The sequence below is a fragment of the Dongia sp. agr-C8 genome (assembly GCF_054658695.1).
Genome location: NZ_BAAGHZ010000002.1, coordinates 481,050 through 498,026 on the forward strand (window position 1 = coordinate 481,050; position 16,977 = coordinate 498,026).

General features: G+C 66.8%; 15 protein-coding genes. 8 read left to right on the forward strand and 7 right to left on the reverse strand.

The features are described from left to right. The first annotated feature begins 107 nt into the window (after positions 1 to 107). Positions 108 to 2,768 carry a hybrid sensor histidine kinase/response regulator gene (locus ACYQ4T_RS09795; protein ID WP_459853142.1) on the forward strand — a complete coding sequence of 887 codons (2,661 nt, stop codon included), beginning with the start codon at positions 108 to 110 and terminating at the stop codon, positions 2,766 to 2,768. Between the two features lie 3 nt (positions 2,769 to 2,771). Here the strand turns inward: ACYQ4T_RS09795 and ACYQ4T_RS09800 are convergent, their stop codons facing one another. Together ACYQ4T_RS09800 and ACYQ4T_RS09805 are read right to left on the reverse strand one after the other, a co-directional pair. Then, positions 2,772 to 3,416 (reverse strand): glutathione S-transferase family protein, encoded by a 645-nt coding sequence (locus ACYQ4T_RS09800; RefSeq protein WP_459853145.1) that lies wholly within the window; start codon positions 3,414 to 3,416, stop codon positions 2,772 to 2,774. Positions 3,417 to 3,503: 87 nt separating this feature from the next. Continuing rightward, entirely contained in the window at positions 3,504 to 4,196 is a 693-nt protein-coding gene (locus tag ACYQ4T_RS09805) for a TetR/AcrR family transcriptional regulator (protein WP_459853148.1), read from the reverse strand. 101 nt (positions 4,197 to 4,297) lie between these two features. Here ACYQ4T_RS09805 and ACYQ4T_RS09810 point away from each other — a divergent pair, with 101 nt between their 5' ends. Continuing rightward, positions 4,298 to 5,086 (forward strand): sterol desaturase family protein, encoded by a 789-nt coding sequence (locus ACYQ4T_RS09810; RefSeq protein WP_459853150.1) that lies wholly within the window; start codon positions 4,298 to 4,300, stop codon positions 5,084 to 5,086. 22 nt (positions 5,087 to 5,108) lie between these two features. Here ACYQ4T_RS09810 and ACYQ4T_RS09815 read toward each other — a convergent pair whose 3' ends face one another. After that, on the reverse strand, positions 5,109 to 6,539 hold the full coding sequence (locus ACYQ4T_RS09815; RefSeq protein ID WP_459853153.1) for an APC family permease: 1,431 nt from the start codon (positions 6,537 to 6,539) through the stop codon (positions 5,109 to 5,111). A gap of 156 nt (positions 6,540 to 6,695) precedes the next feature. Here ACYQ4T_RS09815 and ACYQ4T_RS09820 point away from each other — a divergent pair, with 156 nt between their 5' ends. Continuing rightward, the gene (locus ACYQ4T_RS09820) at positions 6,696 to 7,337 is read left to right on the forward strand and encodes a TetR/AcrR family transcriptional regulator (RefSeq protein ID WP_459853156.1); all 642 of its coding nucleotides are present in this window, start codon (positions 6,696 to 6,698) and stop codon (positions 7,335 to 7,337) included. Continuing rightward, complete coding sequence (locus ACYQ4T_RS09825) at positions 7,334 to 8,470, forward strand: DmpA family aminopeptidase (protein WP_459853159.1); 1,137 nt, start codon at positions 7,334 to 7,336, stop codon at positions 8,468 to 8,470. Before ACYQ4T_RS09820 ends, ACYQ4T_RS09825 begins: the two co-directional genes overlap by 4 nt. Here ACYQ4T_RS09825 and ACYQ4T_RS09830 read toward each other — a convergent pair. Further along, positions 8,467 to 9,114 (reverse strand): LysE family translocator, encoded by a 648-nt coding sequence (locus ACYQ4T_RS09830; protein ID WP_459853162.1) that lies wholly within the window; start codon positions 9,112 to 9,114, stop codon positions 8,467 to 8,469. The genes ACYQ4T_RS09825 and ACYQ4T_RS09830 overlap by 4 nt on opposite strands. 152 nt (positions 9,115 to 9,266) lie before the next feature. On the opposite strand from ACYQ4T_RS09830, the gene ACYQ4T_RS09835 reads away from it, so the two are divergent. Continuing rightward, entirely contained in the window at positions 9,267 to 9,491 is a 225-nt protein-coding gene (locus ACYQ4T_RS09835; protein WP_459853165.1) for a hypothetical protein, read from the forward strand. Positions 9,492 to 9,561: 70 nt separating this feature from the next. Here the strand turns inward: ACYQ4T_RS09835 and ACYQ4T_RS09840 are convergent, their stop codons facing one another. Further along, positions 9,562 to 11,193: a methyl-accepting chemotaxis protein gene (locus ACYQ4T_RS09840; protein WP_459853168.1), complete on the reverse strand. Its 1,632-nt coding sequence runs from the start codon at positions 11,191 to 11,193 to the stop codon at positions 9,562 to 9,564. Between the two features lie 323 nt (positions 11,194 to 11,516). Further along, positions 11,517 to 12,293: an MBL fold metallo-hydrolase gene (locus ACYQ4T_RS09845; protein WP_459853171.1), complete on the reverse strand. Its 777-nt coding sequence runs from the start codon at positions 12,291 to 12,293 to the stop codon at positions 11,517 to 11,519. A 108-nt stretch (positions 12,294 to 12,401) separates the two neighbouring features. On the opposite strand from ACYQ4T_RS09845, the gene ACYQ4T_RS09850 reads away from it, so the two are divergent. The 3 genes from ACYQ4T_RS09850 (at position 12,402) to ACYQ4T_RS09860 (ending at position 15,964) form a co-directional block, all read left to right on the forward strand. After that, positions 12,402 to 13,574 carry an MFS transporter gene (locus ACYQ4T_RS09850; protein ID WP_459853174.1) on the forward strand — a complete coding sequence of 391 codons (1,173 nt, stop codon included), beginning with the start codon at positions 12,402 to 12,404 and terminating at the stop codon, positions 13,572 to 13,574. 85 nt (positions 13,575 to 13,659) lie between these two features. Continuing rightward, positions 13,660 to 15,051 carry an aspartate aminotransferase family protein gene (locus ACYQ4T_RS09855; protein ID WP_459853176.1) on the forward strand — a complete coding sequence of 464 codons (1,392 nt, stop codon included), beginning with the start codon at positions 13,660 to 13,662 and terminating at the stop codon, positions 15,049 to 15,051. Between the two features lies 1 nt (position 15,052). Then, positions 15,053 to 15,964, forward strand: coding sequence for a lysophospholipid acyltransferase family protein (locus ACYQ4T_RS09860; RefSeq protein WP_459853178.1), 912 nt, complete (start codon positions 15,053 to 15,055; stop codon positions 15,962 to 15,964). Here ACYQ4T_RS09860 and ACYQ4T_RS09865 read toward each other — a convergent pair. Beyond that, positions 15,944 to 16,957 carry a lysylphosphatidylglycerol synthase domain-containing protein gene (locus ACYQ4T_RS09865; protein ID WP_459853181.1) on the reverse strand — a complete coding sequence of 338 codons (1,014 nt, stop codon included), beginning with the start codon at positions 16,955 to 16,957 and terminating at the stop codon, positions 15,944 to 15,946. The two genes, ACYQ4T_RS09860 and ACYQ4T_RS09865, sit on opposite strands and share 21 nt — an antisense overlap. Positions 16,958 to 16,977 lie beyond the last annotated feature (20 nt).

The following is a 16,977-nucleotide window of genomic DNA, read 5'->3' on the forward strand; positions in this document are numbered from 1 at the left end:
CGCGCCTTGAGGCCGAAAGGGATGCCGCCTAGGGTAGGATGTCCTAGCGACTTTTCAGCCCCGCCGGGGTTGATAACGGGCCACAACGATTCCGGTGACGAGCAGCGATGGTCGGCGAGTCCGAAGCACTGAGCGGGCGGGATACCGGGAGCGGAACGGCGCTGTTCTCGCGCAGCTTTGCCCTGCCCTTCCTGGCCTTCGTCGTCATCTCCGCGGTTCTTCTCGGGCTCGGCCGCAACGAATACCCCGAGCTGCACACGATGCTCGACACCGGCATGTTCTTCCTGTCGGCGGTGCTGTCGGTCTTGCTTTGGGATATCGGGCGCCGGCTCGAACGTGGGTTCCCCGGCTGGCTCGCCGCCGCCTTCGCGGCGACGGCGTTGTTCGAGCTCTTTCATGTCAGCGCGACCATCGAGTGGTGGGACGACCTGGTGCCGGTACTGTTGCTGCCGGACTGGCTGCGCCCCACGACCTGGTCGCCGTCCGGCTACATCCTTCCGATCGGCATCAGCCTGGCGATGTGGCGGCTGCAGCGCGGCGAACGGCCGATGCCCTACTTTCTGCCCGGCCTGCTGCTGCTCGGCATGATGCTGTTCGCCGCCTTCCAGCTCGTTCCGGCAAACGTCTCGTTCAACCCGCTGGGCATCACGCGCCCCGCCCAGATCGGAATTCCGGCCTTGTGGGCAATCGTCATGCTGGTGGCTTGGCGAATGCGCGACCTGGAGCGGAAGCTGACACCCATCGCGGCGATGGCGCTGATCCTGCTCTGCGGAAACACCGTCTTCCTCTATTCGCAGTCGTGGAACGACGACCGGGCGATGGTGGCCCATCTCAGCCGTGTGATGGGCTATCTCGGCCTCATGCTGGCCGTGATGCGCATGGCCTCCCACGACATGCTGGAGCGCATCCAGGCCGAGCACGCCTTGAGCCGACTCAACGCCGACCTCGAGCGCCGGGTCGTGGAGCGCACGCTCCAGCTCGAAGAGACCAATCGATCCCTCACTGCGGAGAATGAAGAACGGCGGCGGGTCGAAGAATCGCTGCGCGAAACGGATCGCCGCCTGCGCCTGCATCTCGAACGGCTGAACCTGCTGCATCAGGTGACGCGGGCGATCGGCGAGCGTCAGGATCTCGCCAGCATCTTCCAGGTCGTGATCCGCAGCGTCGAGGACGAGCTTCCCGCCGATTTCTGCACCCTCTGCCTCTACGACGAAACGGATCAGGTGCTGACCGTCGCCGGCGTCGGCAACAAGAGTCTGGACACGGCGATGGCGCTGGCCATGCCAGAGCGCGCCCGGATCGAGATAGATGCCAACGGCCTCTCGCGCTGCATCACCGGCCGCCTGGTCTATGAGCCCGACCTGGCGCAGCTCCCATTCCCCTTTCCGCAGCGCCTGCTGCAGGGCGGGCTTCGCTCGATGGTGCTGGCGCCGCTGCAGGTCGAGAGCGCGGTGTTCGGCGTCCTGGTGGTGGGCCGGCGTGAGCCGGATTCTTTCTTCAGCCCGGAATGCGAGTTCCTGCGGCAACTGAGCGAGCATGTCGCCCTCGCCGCGCATCAGGCGCAGCTCCATGGCGCGTTGCAGAAGGCCTATGACGATCTCCGCCAGTCGCAGCAATCGGTCATCCAGCAGGAGCGGCTCAGGGTGCTCGGCCAGATGGCGAGCGGCATCGCGCATGACATCAACAACGCGCTGACCCCGGCATCGCTCTACACCGAAACGCTGCTGGAGGACGACAAGACCCTGTCGCCGACCAGCCGCGAGCTGCTCGGCGTGGTGCATCGCGCGATCGGCGACGTCACCCACACGGTCTCGCGGATGCGCGAGTTCTACCGCCAGCACGATGCCCAGATCAGCCTGGCGCCGATCGCGCTCAACGACCTGGTCTGCCAGGTGGTTGAACTGACCCGGGCGCGCTGGCGCGACATGCCGATGCAGCGCGGCGTCGCGGTCGGGGTCCAGCTCAATCTCGCGCCCGAGCTGCCGCCGATGCAGGGCGTCGCGAGCGAGATCCGCGAGGCGCTGATCAATCTGCTGATGAATGCCGTCGACGCCATGCCGAACGGCGGCTCGATCTCGTTCACGACCTCCGGCGAAGCGGGAACCCGGGAGCGGCCAGGGCGCATCCGCTGCGAGATCAGCGATACCGGCGCCGGCATGGACGAGGACACCCGCCGGCGCTGCCTCGAGCCCTTCTTCACCACCAAGGGCGAGCGCGGCACCGGCCTCGGCCTCGCCATGGTCTACGGCGTGCTGCAGCGCCACCGCGCGGAGCTGGAGATCGACAGCGCGGTCGGTCGCGGCACCACGATGCGGCTGATCTTCCCCGCTGCCGATCCCGCCACGATCAAGGCGAGCGGCGGCGACGGCGAGATGGTGCAACCGCCGCGCCTGCCGCTGCTGGTGATCGACGACGATCCGATCCTGCTGCAGACCCTGCGCAACATCCTGGAGAACGACGGCCATGCCGTCACCGTCGCGAACGGCGGCGCGGAAGGCATCGCCGCCTTCCGCGCGGCGATGGCCGCGGGACAGCCGATTGCCGCGGTGATCACCGATCTCGGCATGCCGAACCTCGACGGCCGCAAGGTCGCGGCCGCCATCAAGGCCGAATCGCCGCAGACGCCGATCGTCCTGCTGACCGGCTGGGGCCAGCGTCTGATCGACGACGACGACGCCCCCGCTCATGTCGACCGGGTGCTGAGCAAGCCGCCGAAGCTCCGCGATCTCCGCCAGGCTTTGGTCGACGTGACTCAGGCGAAGGGCTGAGCCTCATCCGCGCCAGTGCGGCGGATAAGTCCGGTCGTAATAGGGCAGCGCCTCGATGCGCGCGAGCCAGGCTGCGAGCTTGGGCGGAAGATCGGCCGGCTTGTAGCCCAGTCCCGGCGCCCGCTCCTCGACCCGGCCCAGCAGGCGGATCCAGGGAAACACTGTGTAATCGACCAGCCCGACGCCGCCGGCGAAGAAGTCGCCCTGGAGCGCATCGGCCCAGCGCGCCAGCTCGACATCGAGCTTCGCCCGCGCCTCAGCGATCTTCTTCGGGTCGCGCGCCTCCGGCTTGGTGTAGAGCGTCGCGTCGATGAAGGGATCGAGCGCCTTCTCGAGATCGCCGCCGGCTTCGGCGATCAGCCGGCGCGCGACGCCGCGCGCCTTGGGGTCCTTCGGCAGCAGCGGCTTCTCCGGATAGTGCTCGTCCAGATACTCGGCGATCGCGTTGGATTCCGAGAGCGCGAAGCCGTCATCGACGATCGCCGGCACCCGGCCGCGCGGGTTCACCTTCAGGAATTCCGGCGTCTTGGTCTGGTCGGGCTCGAAGGTGAGGCGCTTCGCTTCGTAGGGAAGGCCCTTGTGCTCCAGCGCCAGCCAGACCTTCCAGGCATAGGGCGAGCCGGAGCCGTAATAGAACGTCAGTGCCATGATGTTTGTCCCACTCCCATGAGAATCCGGGTGGAGTCTTAGCCGAGATGCCAAGGGCTTTCGCCCCTGATCTGCGTGGGGGCAAGCTCACGCTTTCTTTCGCAGCCGCGCCATGCCGTCCAACAGCAGCTCGAGTCCCTGCGCGAAGGTCGGCTCGAAATGCTGCGGCTTGAAGTAGGGCGCGACCGCGGCGAGGTTCGGGCAGTCGCGGGCAATCTCGGCATCGGAAGCCGGCGCCGCCGCCGAGGGGCCCTTTGCATAGCCCGCGGTCTCATCCAGCGCCGCGCCGGTGATGTAATAGCCGACCTCGCGGAACAGCCGCGCCGCCGTCGCATCGTCGAAACCGCCGTCGCGGAACATGCCGATCACCGCGTCGAGCTTGCGCACGCCGGTGGCCGTGTTCAGGCGATGCACCGCGAGCAGCGGATAGAGCTTCGGGTGCGCCAGCGCCATCGCCCGGTAGTTCCAGGCCGCCTTGCGCACCCGCTCGATCCAGTCGCCGCCAGGCGGTGGAACTTCCAGGGTACCGATCACCCGGTCGACCAGCGCGTCGATCAGGTGCGCCTTGCTGGGATAGTAGTGGTAGAGGCTCATCGCCTCGCAGCCGGTTTCCTCGGCGAGACGGCGATAGCTCAGCGCGTCGAGGCCTTCGCGATCCACCAGCGCCAGCGCCGCCGCGGCGATGCCGTCCCGCGTCAGGCCCTGGTGATAGGCGGGCTTGCGGGCCTTCCTGTGCGCGCCATCACGTTTCGGCGAGGCACGCCGTTTTGGGCCTTGCATTCGTACACCGTAAGGATAATCTCACGATATAAACTTACACCGTAAGAATGCGATCCCGCAATGGTCGCCGTGCGGCCTTGCGCGGCGTATGGAGGCTTGTCATGTCCGCGGTTGACCTGTTTGGCTTACTGATCCCGGCGACTTTCCTGGTGATGCTAGCGATCGAGGCCCTATTTCCGGCGCGCCGCTTCCCGCCGATCCGGCTCTGGCGATTGAAGGGCATCGGCTTCCTGCTGGTCGCCGGCATGCTGGCCAGCACCATTCCCCTCATGATCCCGGAAGACTGGCTGGCGCGGCACCGGCTCATCGACCTGACCGGCTTGGGCGTGATCGGCGGGGCCGCGGTCGGCTATCTCGCGGTCAGCCTGATCTCCTATGTCTGGCATCGCAGCGCCCATACCTTCCCGGTGATGTGGCGGCTGTTCCACCAGATCCACCACAGCCCGCAGCGCATGGACATGTCCGGCGCCAATCTCTTCCATCCGCTGGAGCTCACTGCCTTCATCCTGATCGGCACGCTCACCACGACTCTGCTGCTCGGCCTCGATCCGGTCGCAGCGGCGTTGACCGGCTACATCGCGCAGTTCTATGGCTATTTCCAGCATATGAACGTGCGGACTCCCGCCTGGCTCGGTTTCTTCATCCAGCGGCCGGAGGCCCATTGCCTGCACCACCAGCGCGACGTCCATGCCTGGAATTACGGCGACTTGCCGGTCTGGGACATCCTGCTCGGCACCTGGCGCAACCCGAGGGATTTCGACGGCGCGGTCGGCTTCGATGTGCCGGCCAACAAGCGGTTCGGGGCGATGCTCGCTTTCGTCGACGTCAACGCGCCGGCTTCCGGGCCGAACAGTCTCGGCCGGAAGCCGGGCGCCGACGCAACCGCATAGAGGGGATCGGTGCGGCTGGATACTACTGCGGCTTCTTCTCGTCCGGGCCGCGAAGCACCCAGCCGCCGCGGCGCCGGAGCACGAAGGCGTAATAGAGTGCCGCCGCCACCATGACGCCGACGGTGACGGCGAGGCTCGGCCGGCCGATCACCGGGTCCATGAAATTGAGCCAGCAGACATAGACCAGCACCAGCAAAGCCGCGATCGGCGGCAGCGGGAATAGCGGCATCTTGTAGGCGGCATGCGCGATGGTCCCGTTGCGCCGCCCGGCGATCACCGCGAGGCAGAGCGCGGCATAGACCGCGACCAGCGAGGTGCCGGTCACCACGAACAGCACTTTCAGGTCGATGAAGCAGGCGCCGGCGCTGAAAGCACCGCAGAGCAAAGTGGCGATCCAGGGCGTGTGGGTCTTCGCATGCGTGGCGGTGAGCGCATTGTTGACCGGCGCCCACCAGACCCGGTCGCGGCCGCTGCTGAACAGCAGCCGCGCGGTCAGCAGGATGATCGCGACCACCGCGTTGAAGATCGCCAGCGCGATCGCCAGGCTGATGATCGTGTTGATGACGCTGCCGCCGCGCGCGACCAGAAAATAGTCGAGCATGTTGGCACTGGAGAGCAAGGCCCTCAGGTCCGGCGCCCCCATCAGGATCGCCGCCAGGGGAATTGCTTCCGCCGCGACGGTGATCGCCAGCGCCCAGAGGATGGCGCGGGCGATGCCGCGATGGGCGTCATGCGTCTCCTCGCCGAAGAACACCGCCGAGCCGTAGCCGTTGTAGGAGAAGATCGCGATCGAGGTGGCGATGCCGATGGCGCCGAAGGTCGCCGGCACCAGGCTGCCGTCGGCCAGCAGCACCGGCTGCAGCAGCAGCTCGGTCACCGGCCGCTCGACATGCAGGAAGCCCAAGGCCGCGAGCACGACCAGGGCCGCCATCTCGATCGCCAGGAAGGTGCCGGTGACGACCGCGTTGAACTTGATGTCGAAGACCGCGATCACCGCGCCGAGCATGACCGCGACCGCCGCGACCACCGGCCCGTTCAACTCGGGAAACAGCACGCCGAGATAGGTGCCGACGCCGAGCGCGATCACGGCGATGATCAGGATCTGCGTCATCAGGATCAGCCAGAGCACCATCAACCCCGGCGCCTTGCCGAGCGTGCGGCCGATGATCGCGTATTCGCCGCCGGTCAGCGGATAGGCCGAGGAGAGCTCGGCATAGACGAAGGCCATGAAGACGCCGACCACCGCGGCGATGATGAAGCTCCACAGCGCACCGGTGCCGGCCAGCGCGATCACGCCGGGCACGATGATGAAGACCGACGAGGCCGGCGTCACCGCCGACAGGGTGATCAGCAAGGTCCCCAGCACATGCAGGCCGCGCTTCAAAGCCGGATGGCTGGCCGCCGGCTCCGCATTCTCATGGGCCGCCCCCGCGGCCTCCTCACGAATAGTCATTGCTCCCTCCCTGTGGTTTAGTTATTTTATACTTCATTGAAAAATGATTCCGAGGGACGGTCAAGTGGATTCAAATACCGCGTTATAAGCGGATAATTTCGTGATTCTGCCGATTCTGGGCTTTCAAGATAATATGAATATTGATTAAATAACGGCATGGCACGGCCGAATCGACAGAAGGAGCGCAGGGCGGAGCTGGTGGCCGCGGCGCGCGAGGCGATCATCCAGCGCGGCGTCATCGGGCTGCGCCTGAAGGACGTTGCGGAGCGCGTCGGGATGACGGCGAGCTCGGTCTTCTATTACTACCCGGCGATCGGCGATCTGTTGCGCGACGTGCTGCGCGACGCGGTCGAGCGCTTCTGCTTCGACCGCGCGGCGGCGGTCGCGCACATCGCCGATCCGGCGCTGCGGCTCGCGGCGATGATCCGCACCGGACTCCCGGCCGGTCCCGACGACGCACTGTGCCGGCTGCTCTATGAGCTGGGTTCGGTGGCGCGGCGCGACGCCGTGCAGGCGGCCCGCTATATCGCGCTCTACGAGCGGCAGGTCGGCATCTATGTCGCGATCCTGGAAGCCGGCGCCGCCCAGGGCCAGTTCAAGCTCAGCGAGAGCGCGCTCGCCATTGCGCGCAACTTCGTGACGCTCGAGGACGGCTACGGCCTGCATGTCACCATGGCGGTGCCGACCTTCACGCCGCAGGCAGCCGAGGCGCTGATCCGCAGCTATGCCAGCATCGCCACCGGCTGCAATATCACCGAGATCGATCTCGATTCCGACGCAGGGAACATCACGCGATGAGCGAAAGAACCATGAAGACTCCGTCCGGCAAACCGCGCGTGCGCAGTCTGGGCGTACGGCTGCACGGCAACCCCGGTCGGCACAACGCGATCACCGACGTGCCGGGCATCGCGGTCGGCTATGTCACCCTGATCGAAGGCCATGGGCCGATGCGGGTCGGCGAAGGTCCGGTGCGCACTGGTGTCACCGCGATCCTGCCGCGTAGCCGCGACGGCGTCGGCCTGCCCTGCGCCGCGGGATTCTATTCGCTGAACGGCAATGGCGAGATGACCGGCGTCTCCTGGATCGAGGAGACCGGCGCGCTCGCCTCGCCGATCCTGCTCACCAACACCCATGCGGTCGGCGCCTGCCATCGCGGCATCATCGACTGGACCGTCCGGCACCGCCCGCATCTGGCCGAGCAATGGCTGCTGCCGGTGGTGGCCGAGACCTGGGACGGCTACTTGAACGATATCAACGGCAACCACGTGACGCCGCAGCACGCGGTGGCCGCGATCGACGCGGCCGTCGAGGGCGCGATCGAGGAAGGCTCGGTCGGCGGCGGCACCGGCATGAACTGCTACGCCTTCAAGGGCGGCAGCGGCACGGCCTCGCGCCGGGTCTCCTTCGGCACCGAGAGCTACACGCTCGGCGCCTTCGTGCAGGCGAATTTCGGCGCGCGCCACGAACTCACCATCGGCGGCACCTATCTCGGCGAGATGCTGGCCGGCGACAACCCGATGGAAGACTTCTACGCCAAGCCCGGCGCCGGCTCGGTGATCGCGATCGTAGCGACCGATGCGCCGCTGCTGCCCGGCCAGTGCAAGGCTTTGGCGCGAAGGGTGCCGCTCGGCCTCGCGCGCACCGGCACCAGCGGCTCGCATTTCTCCGGCGATCTCTTCCTCGCCTTCTCCACCGCCAACAAGGGCGCACTCATCAGCCAGTTCTCGGCGGAGCCAAAGGGAGTGGCCGACCTCGAGCAGCTCACCTTCGTGCAGTGGGGCCATATGGACCACTTCTACGAGGCGACGGTCCAGGCGGTCGAGGAAGCGGTGCTCAACGCGCTCACCGCCGCCGGCGAGATGATCGGCCGCGACGGCCACCGCACGCCCGGCCTGCCGCGCGACAAGGTCGTGGAAGCGCTGCGCCGTTAGCTGCGCTTCAGCGACGCGGTCAGCAGGCCGGCGCCGATCAGCATGGTGCCGCCGGCGCGGTTCATGATCCGGATCGCGCGCGGCGAATCCATCACCCGCCGCGCCCGCGCCGTCATGAAGATGTAGAGCATGAGGCTGCCGGCGGCGAGCACCTCGAAGGTCAGCGCCAGCACGACGACCTGCGGCAGCACCGCGCGGTGCATGTCGATGAATTGCGGCAGGAAGGCCGCGAAAAACAACAGGCCCTTCGGGTTGAGCAGGGTGACCGAGAAGGATTCGGCGATCGCGCGGCGCATGCTGCGGCGCTGACCCCGGGTACTTCCATTGGGGCCCGCAGCCATTGCGCCGAGCGGCACCGCGGGCGCCCGCCAGAGCTTGATGCCGAGATAGATCAGATAGAGCGCGCCCGCCCATTTCAGCACCGTGAAGGCTTCGGCCGAGGCCGCCAGGATCGCGCCCAGGCCCAGCACCGAGCAGGCGATCGCCGTGAAATCGCCCAGGGCCACGCCCAGCAGGCTGGCCAACGCCACCCTGGTGCCGGAGCTCATCGCATGTCCGGTGACCATCAGAGTGGTCGGCCCGGGAATCGCGATGACGATCGCGGCCGCCGCCGCAAAGGCCAGCCAGAGATGAAATGAGATCATCGGCATGCTCCCCATCATTCTTCGGATTCCAGCAAAGACAGATGTCGGCGACCCGCGCAATCCCGTTCTCGTGAGCCCGCTCAGCGCTTCGTGATCGCCGAGCCGACGGCTGGCCGGCGTGACATTCCTGGGCAATGAAGGTGGAGGACCCGATGGAGAACAACCACAAGATCACTTTGTCAGGCAAGACGCTCCGGATGCCGCAGCTGTTGGCCACACTGCTGTTGACGGCAATCGGCCTCTCGGCCTGCGTGATCCCGGCGGATCGCAGCGATCGCGGCGGCTGGGGACGGCACCACCAATGGAACGACGACCGCAACTGGGACAACGGGCCGGGCTGGCAGGGCCATCACCACCACTGGAACGGCCAGCATTGAGAGGCAGTGACTGAAACGAACGGGCCGGCCCCGGGAGGGCCGGCCCGCCGTCGTTCGATCGAGCCGTCGCTTAGGCGGCGCGGACCTGGGTGAGGAAGGCGGCGATCTGCTGCTTCAGGCTGCCGGCATTCTGCACCACGCCGTCCGAGGCCGAGAGCACCAGGCCGGCCGACTGGCCGACCTCCTGGGTCGCGCCGCTGAGCTCGGTGATGGTCTTTGAGACGTCGGTCGTCGCATTGGCCGCCTGCTCGACGTTCCGCGCGATCTCCGCGGTCGCGGCACCCTGCTCCTGCATCGCCGCGGCGATCGCCGTGGCGATGTCATCGACGCCGCGGATTGTCTCCGCGATCTTCTTGATCGAGACCGCGGAACGGTCGGTCATGGTGCGCACGCCGTTGATCAGGGTCGCGATCTCCTCGGTCGCCTTGGCGGTCTGGGTCGCGAGCTGCTTCACCTCCGAGGCGACCACCGCGAAGCCCTTGCCCGCCTCGCCGGCGCGCGCCGCCTCGATGGTCGCATTCAGCGCCAGCAGGTTGGTCTGGCTGGCGATGTCGTTGATGAGGCCGACCACCGTGCCGATGCGCTGCGCGGAATCCGTCAGCGACTCGACGTCGGCATTGGCGGCGGTCGCCGCCTCGACGGCTTCCTTCGAGACCACGGTGCAACGGGTCACCTGCTGGTTGATCTCGCCGATCGCCGCAGTCAGCTCTTCGGTCGCGGCGGCGACGGTCTGGACGCTCTGGCTCGCCTCGTGCGAGCCTGCGGCGATGGTGGTCGCCTGCCGGGCCGCCTGGTCGGTCAGGCCGTTCATGCTGGTGGCAGCCGACTTCATGTTGCCGGCGGAATCCGCCAGCACGCCGACCAGCTTGGCGACCGAGCTCTCGAGATCGTCCGCCATGCCAAGCAACGCCGCGCGACGCTCTTCCTCGGCCTTGCGCTCGGCTTCCTCCTGCGCCTTGCGCATCGCTTCCATCTTCTGCGCATTGTCCTTGAAGACGCCGAGCGAGCGCGCGAGGTCGCCGACCTCGTCGCCGCGATTGGTATAGGGCGTGTCGATCGTGAGGTCGCCCTGCGACAGCCGGCCCATGCGGTCGGTGATCGCCTTGATCGGCCGCGTGATGCCGCGGGCGATGACGAAGGCACTGCCCAGGCCAACCAGCAGTACCACCGCCATGATGATCCCAAGCTGGATCGCGACATGACGGAACTCGGCATCGACATCGTCGATGTAGACGCCGGTGCCGACCATCCAGTTCCAGTCCTTCTGCACGGCGGCATACGACACCTTCGGCACGGGCACCTCGGAACCGGCGCGGCCGAAGCGATAATTCACGTAGCCGCCGCCGGCCTTGGCTGCATCAATCAGCCGCGCGATCAGCTTCACGCCGTCGGGATCGGTGAGATCGATCAGGTTCTTGCCGATGGATTCCGGCTTGCCGGCCTGGATCTTGGCCACGCCGTCGAAGTCATAGGCGAAGAAATAGTCGCCGTTGCCGTAGCGGATCTTGTGCACGATCTCGCGCACCTGGCTCTGCGCCTCCTCCACCGTCAGCTCGCCCTTCTTGGCGCGCTCGGCATAGGAGTCGAGCAGGCCCAGCACCGTCTCGACCTCCTGTTTCACCATCGTGCGACGGTCCTTCAGCAGGGTGTCGCGCAGTTCCATCAGGCTGACCGACATGATGGCGACCAAGCCGATGGTCATCAGCAGAATAACCGCTGCAATCCTGTGTTGAATTTTCACGCGCTTCAGCATGACGAGTCCTTCTCTCCGGCTCGGGACGAACCGATGCAGAACTCTGACTCTGTGGGGTTAAGAAGATGTTGCTAGGACATCGGCGATGCGGCGCAAGCCCTTGATCTCGATCATGTCCCGGCTCCTTCCACCCCGCGCTTTCCGCCGCCCGCGGATGGTAAGGCTCTGACAGAGCGGACCTATTTCACAAGCCGTGCGGCGGTGATCATTCCCTACAGAGACCGCAGCGGTCCACGCGCCGACGACAACCTGTCGCAGCGGTCGGAACGGGACTAGGTACGGGAGGCGACGTAATCGTCGATCAATTCCAGCATCCGCGCGCGGCCGAAGCTGGGGTCGTGCCCGCCGTGCACCACGCGGACCGGCAGCCCGCGCAACCGCTCCATGGTCCGGAGATAGTCCGGGACACTGCAGCCCGAAAGCTGGTCCAACAAGGGTCCGTCATAGAGCGCGTCGCCGGAGAACAACGTGCCGGTGGCTTCTTCCCAGAGGCCGATGCTGCCCGGCGAATGACCCGGCAGATGGATCACCTCGAAGCTGCGATCGCCGGTGTCGACGATGTCGCCGTCCTCCGCCGTCCGCACGCGCTTGGCCGGCTTCAGGCGATAGCGGTCGGGGTCGTAGCCGGCATGGGGGACCGCGGTGATCATGCAGCCGTCGGGGATCTCGTAGCCGGCCGCCGCCAGCTTGCGCCGCCCCTCGGCGCTGAAATAGACCTCGTTGCGCAGGCTGAGTTCGTACTCCGGCTCGGTCAGGGTCGAAACCTCGGCGGCATGCACCAGGCATTCCTCGAACTCGTGATGCCCGCCGGTATGATCGAGATGCGTGTGGGTCGCGACCGCGAGCACCGCCTTGTCGATCAGATGCCGCGTCGCGTCATGCAGGCTGGCGACGCCCATGCCGGTGTCGATCAGCAGATCGCGGTCCCGACCGCGCACATGCCAGATATTGCAGCGCATCAGCGGTATCACATGCGGCTCCCAGAGCAAGGTGATGCCGTCTCCAATATGCCTTTCCTCGAACCAGCGGTCCGCGATCTGCAAGGTCATGGTCGATACGCTCCCGTCGCATGCTTGACCCGCATGGAAGACAAACCCGCCGCGCTTGTCCATGAAATGATTCTGGGCCAGTGTGCGCCGCAATTTGAGGGGATGGATGTGGGCGCGCGGGAAGAATCCGTCAGCTGGCGCAATCTGATCGCGGCCTGCGCCGCGGTCTGCGTGTTTGCGTTCTCGCTCGGCGAGATCTTTCCGCTGCTTTCGCTCAACATGGAAGCGGACGGCGTCAGCCCGCGCATGATCGGCTTCAACACCGCGATGGCGCCGATCGGCATTCTGGTCGCCGGGCTGTTCATTCCGCGTCTGTCGCATGCCTTCGGCGCCAAGCGCGTCGCGCTGTTCATGGCCTTCGCGACCGGGGCGATCTTCATCCTCTATCCGACCATCGACTGGCTGCCGGCCTGGTTCGTGCTGCGCTTCACCCAGGGCATGACCGTCGCCACCTTGTTCGCCCTGAGCGAAGCCTGGGTGCTGACCAGTGCCGCCGGCAAGTGGCGCGGCCTGATCGTCGGCGCCTATGCGACCTGCATCTCGGCAACCTTCGGCGTCGGCGCCGCGGTGATCGGCTGGGTCGGCATCGACGGCTACCTGCCCTTCGTGATCGGCGCGGCCGTGCTCTGCCTCGCCGCCCTGCCGATGTCGATGCTGACCGCCCAGGCCAGCGAGGCCGACTACGAGCACGTGCCGATGCTGGACTTCCTGCCCAAGGCACCGATGCTGCTGGGCGCGATCTTCGTCCACGCCATCTTCGACGGCGGCATGCTCGCCTTCCTCTCGGTCTACGGCGTGCGCAGCGGCCTGAGCGTCGAGGCCGGCGCGGTGCTGATCACCGCCCTTTCGTTCGGCAACGTGTTCTTCCAGATTCCGATCGGCTGGATTGCCGACAAGGTCGGCAAGACGCAGATGATGATGGCCTGCTTCGTGCTCGCCATCATCGGTCTCGTGGCGCTGCCGTTTGCCATCAACTCGAGCCTGGTCTGGCCGCTGATGCTCTATCTGGGCGCCGCCGGTTTCGGCATCTACACGATCGGCCTCGCGCAGCTCGGCGACCGGTTCCAGGGCGCCGACCTGATCGCCGGCACCGCCGCCTTCTCGACCGCCTGGGGTCTCGGTGCCCTGGCCGGATCCGTGGCCTGCGGCTTGGCGATGAACCGGTTCGGACCGGACGGCTTCCCGAACGCACTCCTGGCAATCTTCGTCGGCTATCTCGTTGTCAGGATCGTAACGGAGTTCCGGCGCCGTGCGGCAAACCGGCTCCCGAGGACACCTTGACGCTTTCCTCTTCCTGACAGAAGAATCGGGAATTGGCTCTCGCTGCCGGCTTGCGGCGGGGGCCGTCACCGCGGGGAAGTCACTCATGCCGATCGATATGAACGCGATTCTGGCGGACCGATCGGCTGAAAAGTACGATCTTTACGACAGGCACCTCAATTCGCAGATGGTCAGGATGCTGAAGACCATCGGCTTCGACCGCGGCTACGTGCGGGGCAAGGGCGCCTATCTGTACGACCGGGATGAAAACCGGTATCTCGACCTCCTGAGCGGCTTCGGCGTGTTCGCGGTCGGACGCAATCATCCGACGGTGATCGGGGCGCTGCAGCAGGTGCTGACCGCGGAACTGCCGAACCTGGTGCAGATGGACGTGTCGCTGCTGAGCGGCCTGCTGGCCGAGCGGCTGTTGCCCAAGCTGCGCGGGCTCGACAAGATGTTCTTCTGCAATTCGGGCGCCGAGGCGGTCGAGGCGGCGATGAAATTCAGCCGCGCCGCGACCGGGCGCGACCGGATCCTGTTCTGCGACCATGCCTTTCACGGCCTGACCTACGGCGCGCTTTCGCTCAACGGCGACGATCATTTCCGAGACGGCTTCGGCCCGCTGCTGCCGTACTGCCAATCCGTTCCGTTCAACGACCTGATGGCGCTCGACCGCGCGCTGACGGCCGGGGACGTCGCGGCCTTCATCGTCGAGCCGATCCAGGGCAAGGGTGTCAACATTCCGGACGACGACTATCTCCGCGAGGCGGCGCGGCTCTGCAGGCGACACGGCGCCCTTTTCGTGGTCGATGAGATCCAGACCGGCATCGGCCGCACCGGCAAGTTCCTGGCCATCGACCACTGGGACGTCGAGCCCGACATGGTGCTGCTGGCGAAGGCGCTCTCGGGCGGCTTCGTCCCGGTCGGCGCCGTGGCGATGAAGAAGCCGACCTTCAACAGGATCTTCGACCGCATGGACCGCGCGGTGGTGCACGGCTCGACCTTCGGCAAGACAGACGTTGCCATGGCCGCCGGCCTCGCCACCCTGCAGGTGCTCGAGGACGAGAAGCTGATCGAGAACGCCGCCCGGATCGGCGAGGGCATCCGCGCCGATCTGGCGGCTCTGGTCGAACCCCATGAGTTCGTGAAGGCGGTGCGCGGCAAGGGAATGATGATCGCGATCGAGTTCGGTACGCCGAAGTCGCTCTCGCTGAAAGCCGCCTGGGCGCTGCTGGAGCAGGCCAACAAGGGGCTGTTCTGCCAGCTCATCACCATCCCGCTGCTCAAGCAGCACCGCATCCTCTCGCAGGTCGCGGGCTACGGCATGAACGTGATCAAGCTCATTCCGCCGCTGACGCTCAACGAGGAGGACCGCGCCTGGATCCGCCGCGGCTTCGAGCAGGTGGTGGCGGACAGCCATCGCGTGCCGGGTGCGATCTGGGATCTCGGCCGGACCCTCGCGGCGCACAGCCTGAAGGCGCGCAGCAGCGCCGCCTGACTTGGGTCCGCAGCGTTCTTTCTCGGGAACCGATCTCGGTGTGCTGGTCGGCGCGCCGTTCTTCACCCTGCCCGCCTGGTTCCTGCCCGAGCCCGTCTGGCCGGCGCTCGGCCGGCTCTTGAGCCCAATGGCGATCGGCGACCTCACCAAGGATGCCGCGGCCACGGCAGCCTGCATCCGCAGAACGCTCGGGGTGCGGCTGGCCGAGCAGCCGGCCAAGGCGATCCTGCGCGACATGGGAGCCGAAGGCATTCTCACTTTCTTCCAGCTGCTGAAATGCCATCGCCCCGACGGCTGGGAGCCGGCGGTGCGCATTGCCGGCCTCGAGCATGTCCATGCCGCGCTCGAAGCCGGACGCGGCGCGGTGCTCTGGGTAAGCCACGCCTTCCACGGCCATCTCGGCGCGAAGATTGGCTTTCGCCGAGCCGGGCTCGACGTCGTCCACCTGAGCACGCCGGCGCACGGCTTCTCGGCGACGAAGTTCGGCGTGCGATACCTGAACCGGCTGCAGACCCGGATCGAGGACCGCTATATCGCCGAGCGGGTGCTGCTGCCGCTGCAAGGCCAAAATGCCGCGTTGCAGACGCTGGCAAAGCGACTGAAGGCCAACCAGGTGGTGAGCATCACCGGGCAGAGAGGCACGGGCCGCACCGTCGATGCAAAATTTCTCGATGGCACCCTGCCGCTGGCGCCGGGGGCGCCCAGTCTGGCGCGGATGACGGGGGCCAAGCTGCTGCCGGTCTTCGCCTTCCGCGCCGCGGACGGCGTGGTCGAAGTGACGGTCGAGCCGGAGATTGCCCTCGATGGTGCGCGCGACGATGCGATCTCAGCCGCGGTGCAGGGCTTCGCCCGGCGCAGCGAGCCCTATGTGCTGCGTCATCCCGGCCAGTGGCTAAGCTGGGTCCAGCTCTGAGGCCATCGGCTCCGGTCGCCCCCCGATCAGCCGGTGCAGGCTGCGGCCCTCGATGAGCTGCCAGAGCAGCAGCGCCGGAACCCCGGTCATCAATTCCCGGGCACGGGTCGCGAGCGACAGCGCCAGCGCGATCTCGGGCTCGAGCCCGATCAACTGCCCGAGCAGGACATAGGCGCCTTCCTGCAGGCCCCAGCCGCCGGGGACGACGAAGGCGGCGGCGCGAAGCGTGCAGATGACGCCGATGAACATCACTGCGTCGGAGGGGGTGATCGGGTTGTGCATCAGCCAGGCGGCCACCCAGATCTCCACCGCCATCAAGCCGCGCGTCGCGCAACGGATCGCACAGGCAGCGGCGACGCGGAACGGCCGCGCATAGATCGCGCGGATCGTGCGGTCAAGATGCTGCGCGTTGTCGGCGAGCCCCTGCCAGCGCGGAGAGCGCAGGCTGCGCGCCCCCCACTGCGCCAGCTTGCCGAACAGGTTGGCGTATTGTGCATAGAGCATGCTGCCGATCGCCAGCGCGAGGAAGGCGGCGCCGGTGATGATCGGCCAGAACAAGGTCTCGTCCGGTCCGGTGACGACGAGCGCGCTGAAGCCGAGCAGCGCCCAGAATGTCAGCACGACGATCTGCACCGTCATATCGACCACTGCCAGCGAGGCGGCGTCGGCCGCGCGGGTGCCGTCGCGGATCAGCAGGCGCGCCTTCACCACCTCGGCGGCGAGGCCGCCGAGCGGCATCAGCGTCTCCACCGCGATGCCGATCCAGATCGCGCGCAGGATCTTCACGAAGGCCGGCCGCCGTCCTTCCGGAAAGTTCAGACTCCAGGATCCGGCCGCGCCGAAGTAATGCGGCGCATAGATCAGCGGCAGCAGCAGGACGCCGGCGCCAAGCGTACCCATGGCGACGGATACGGTTCCGAAGCCTTGCCAGGCGATCAGGGCGATCGCGCCGGCCAGTCCCAGCACGAACGCAATACAGGCAGCTGTCCGCACGTCTTCCCCTCAGCCCCTCC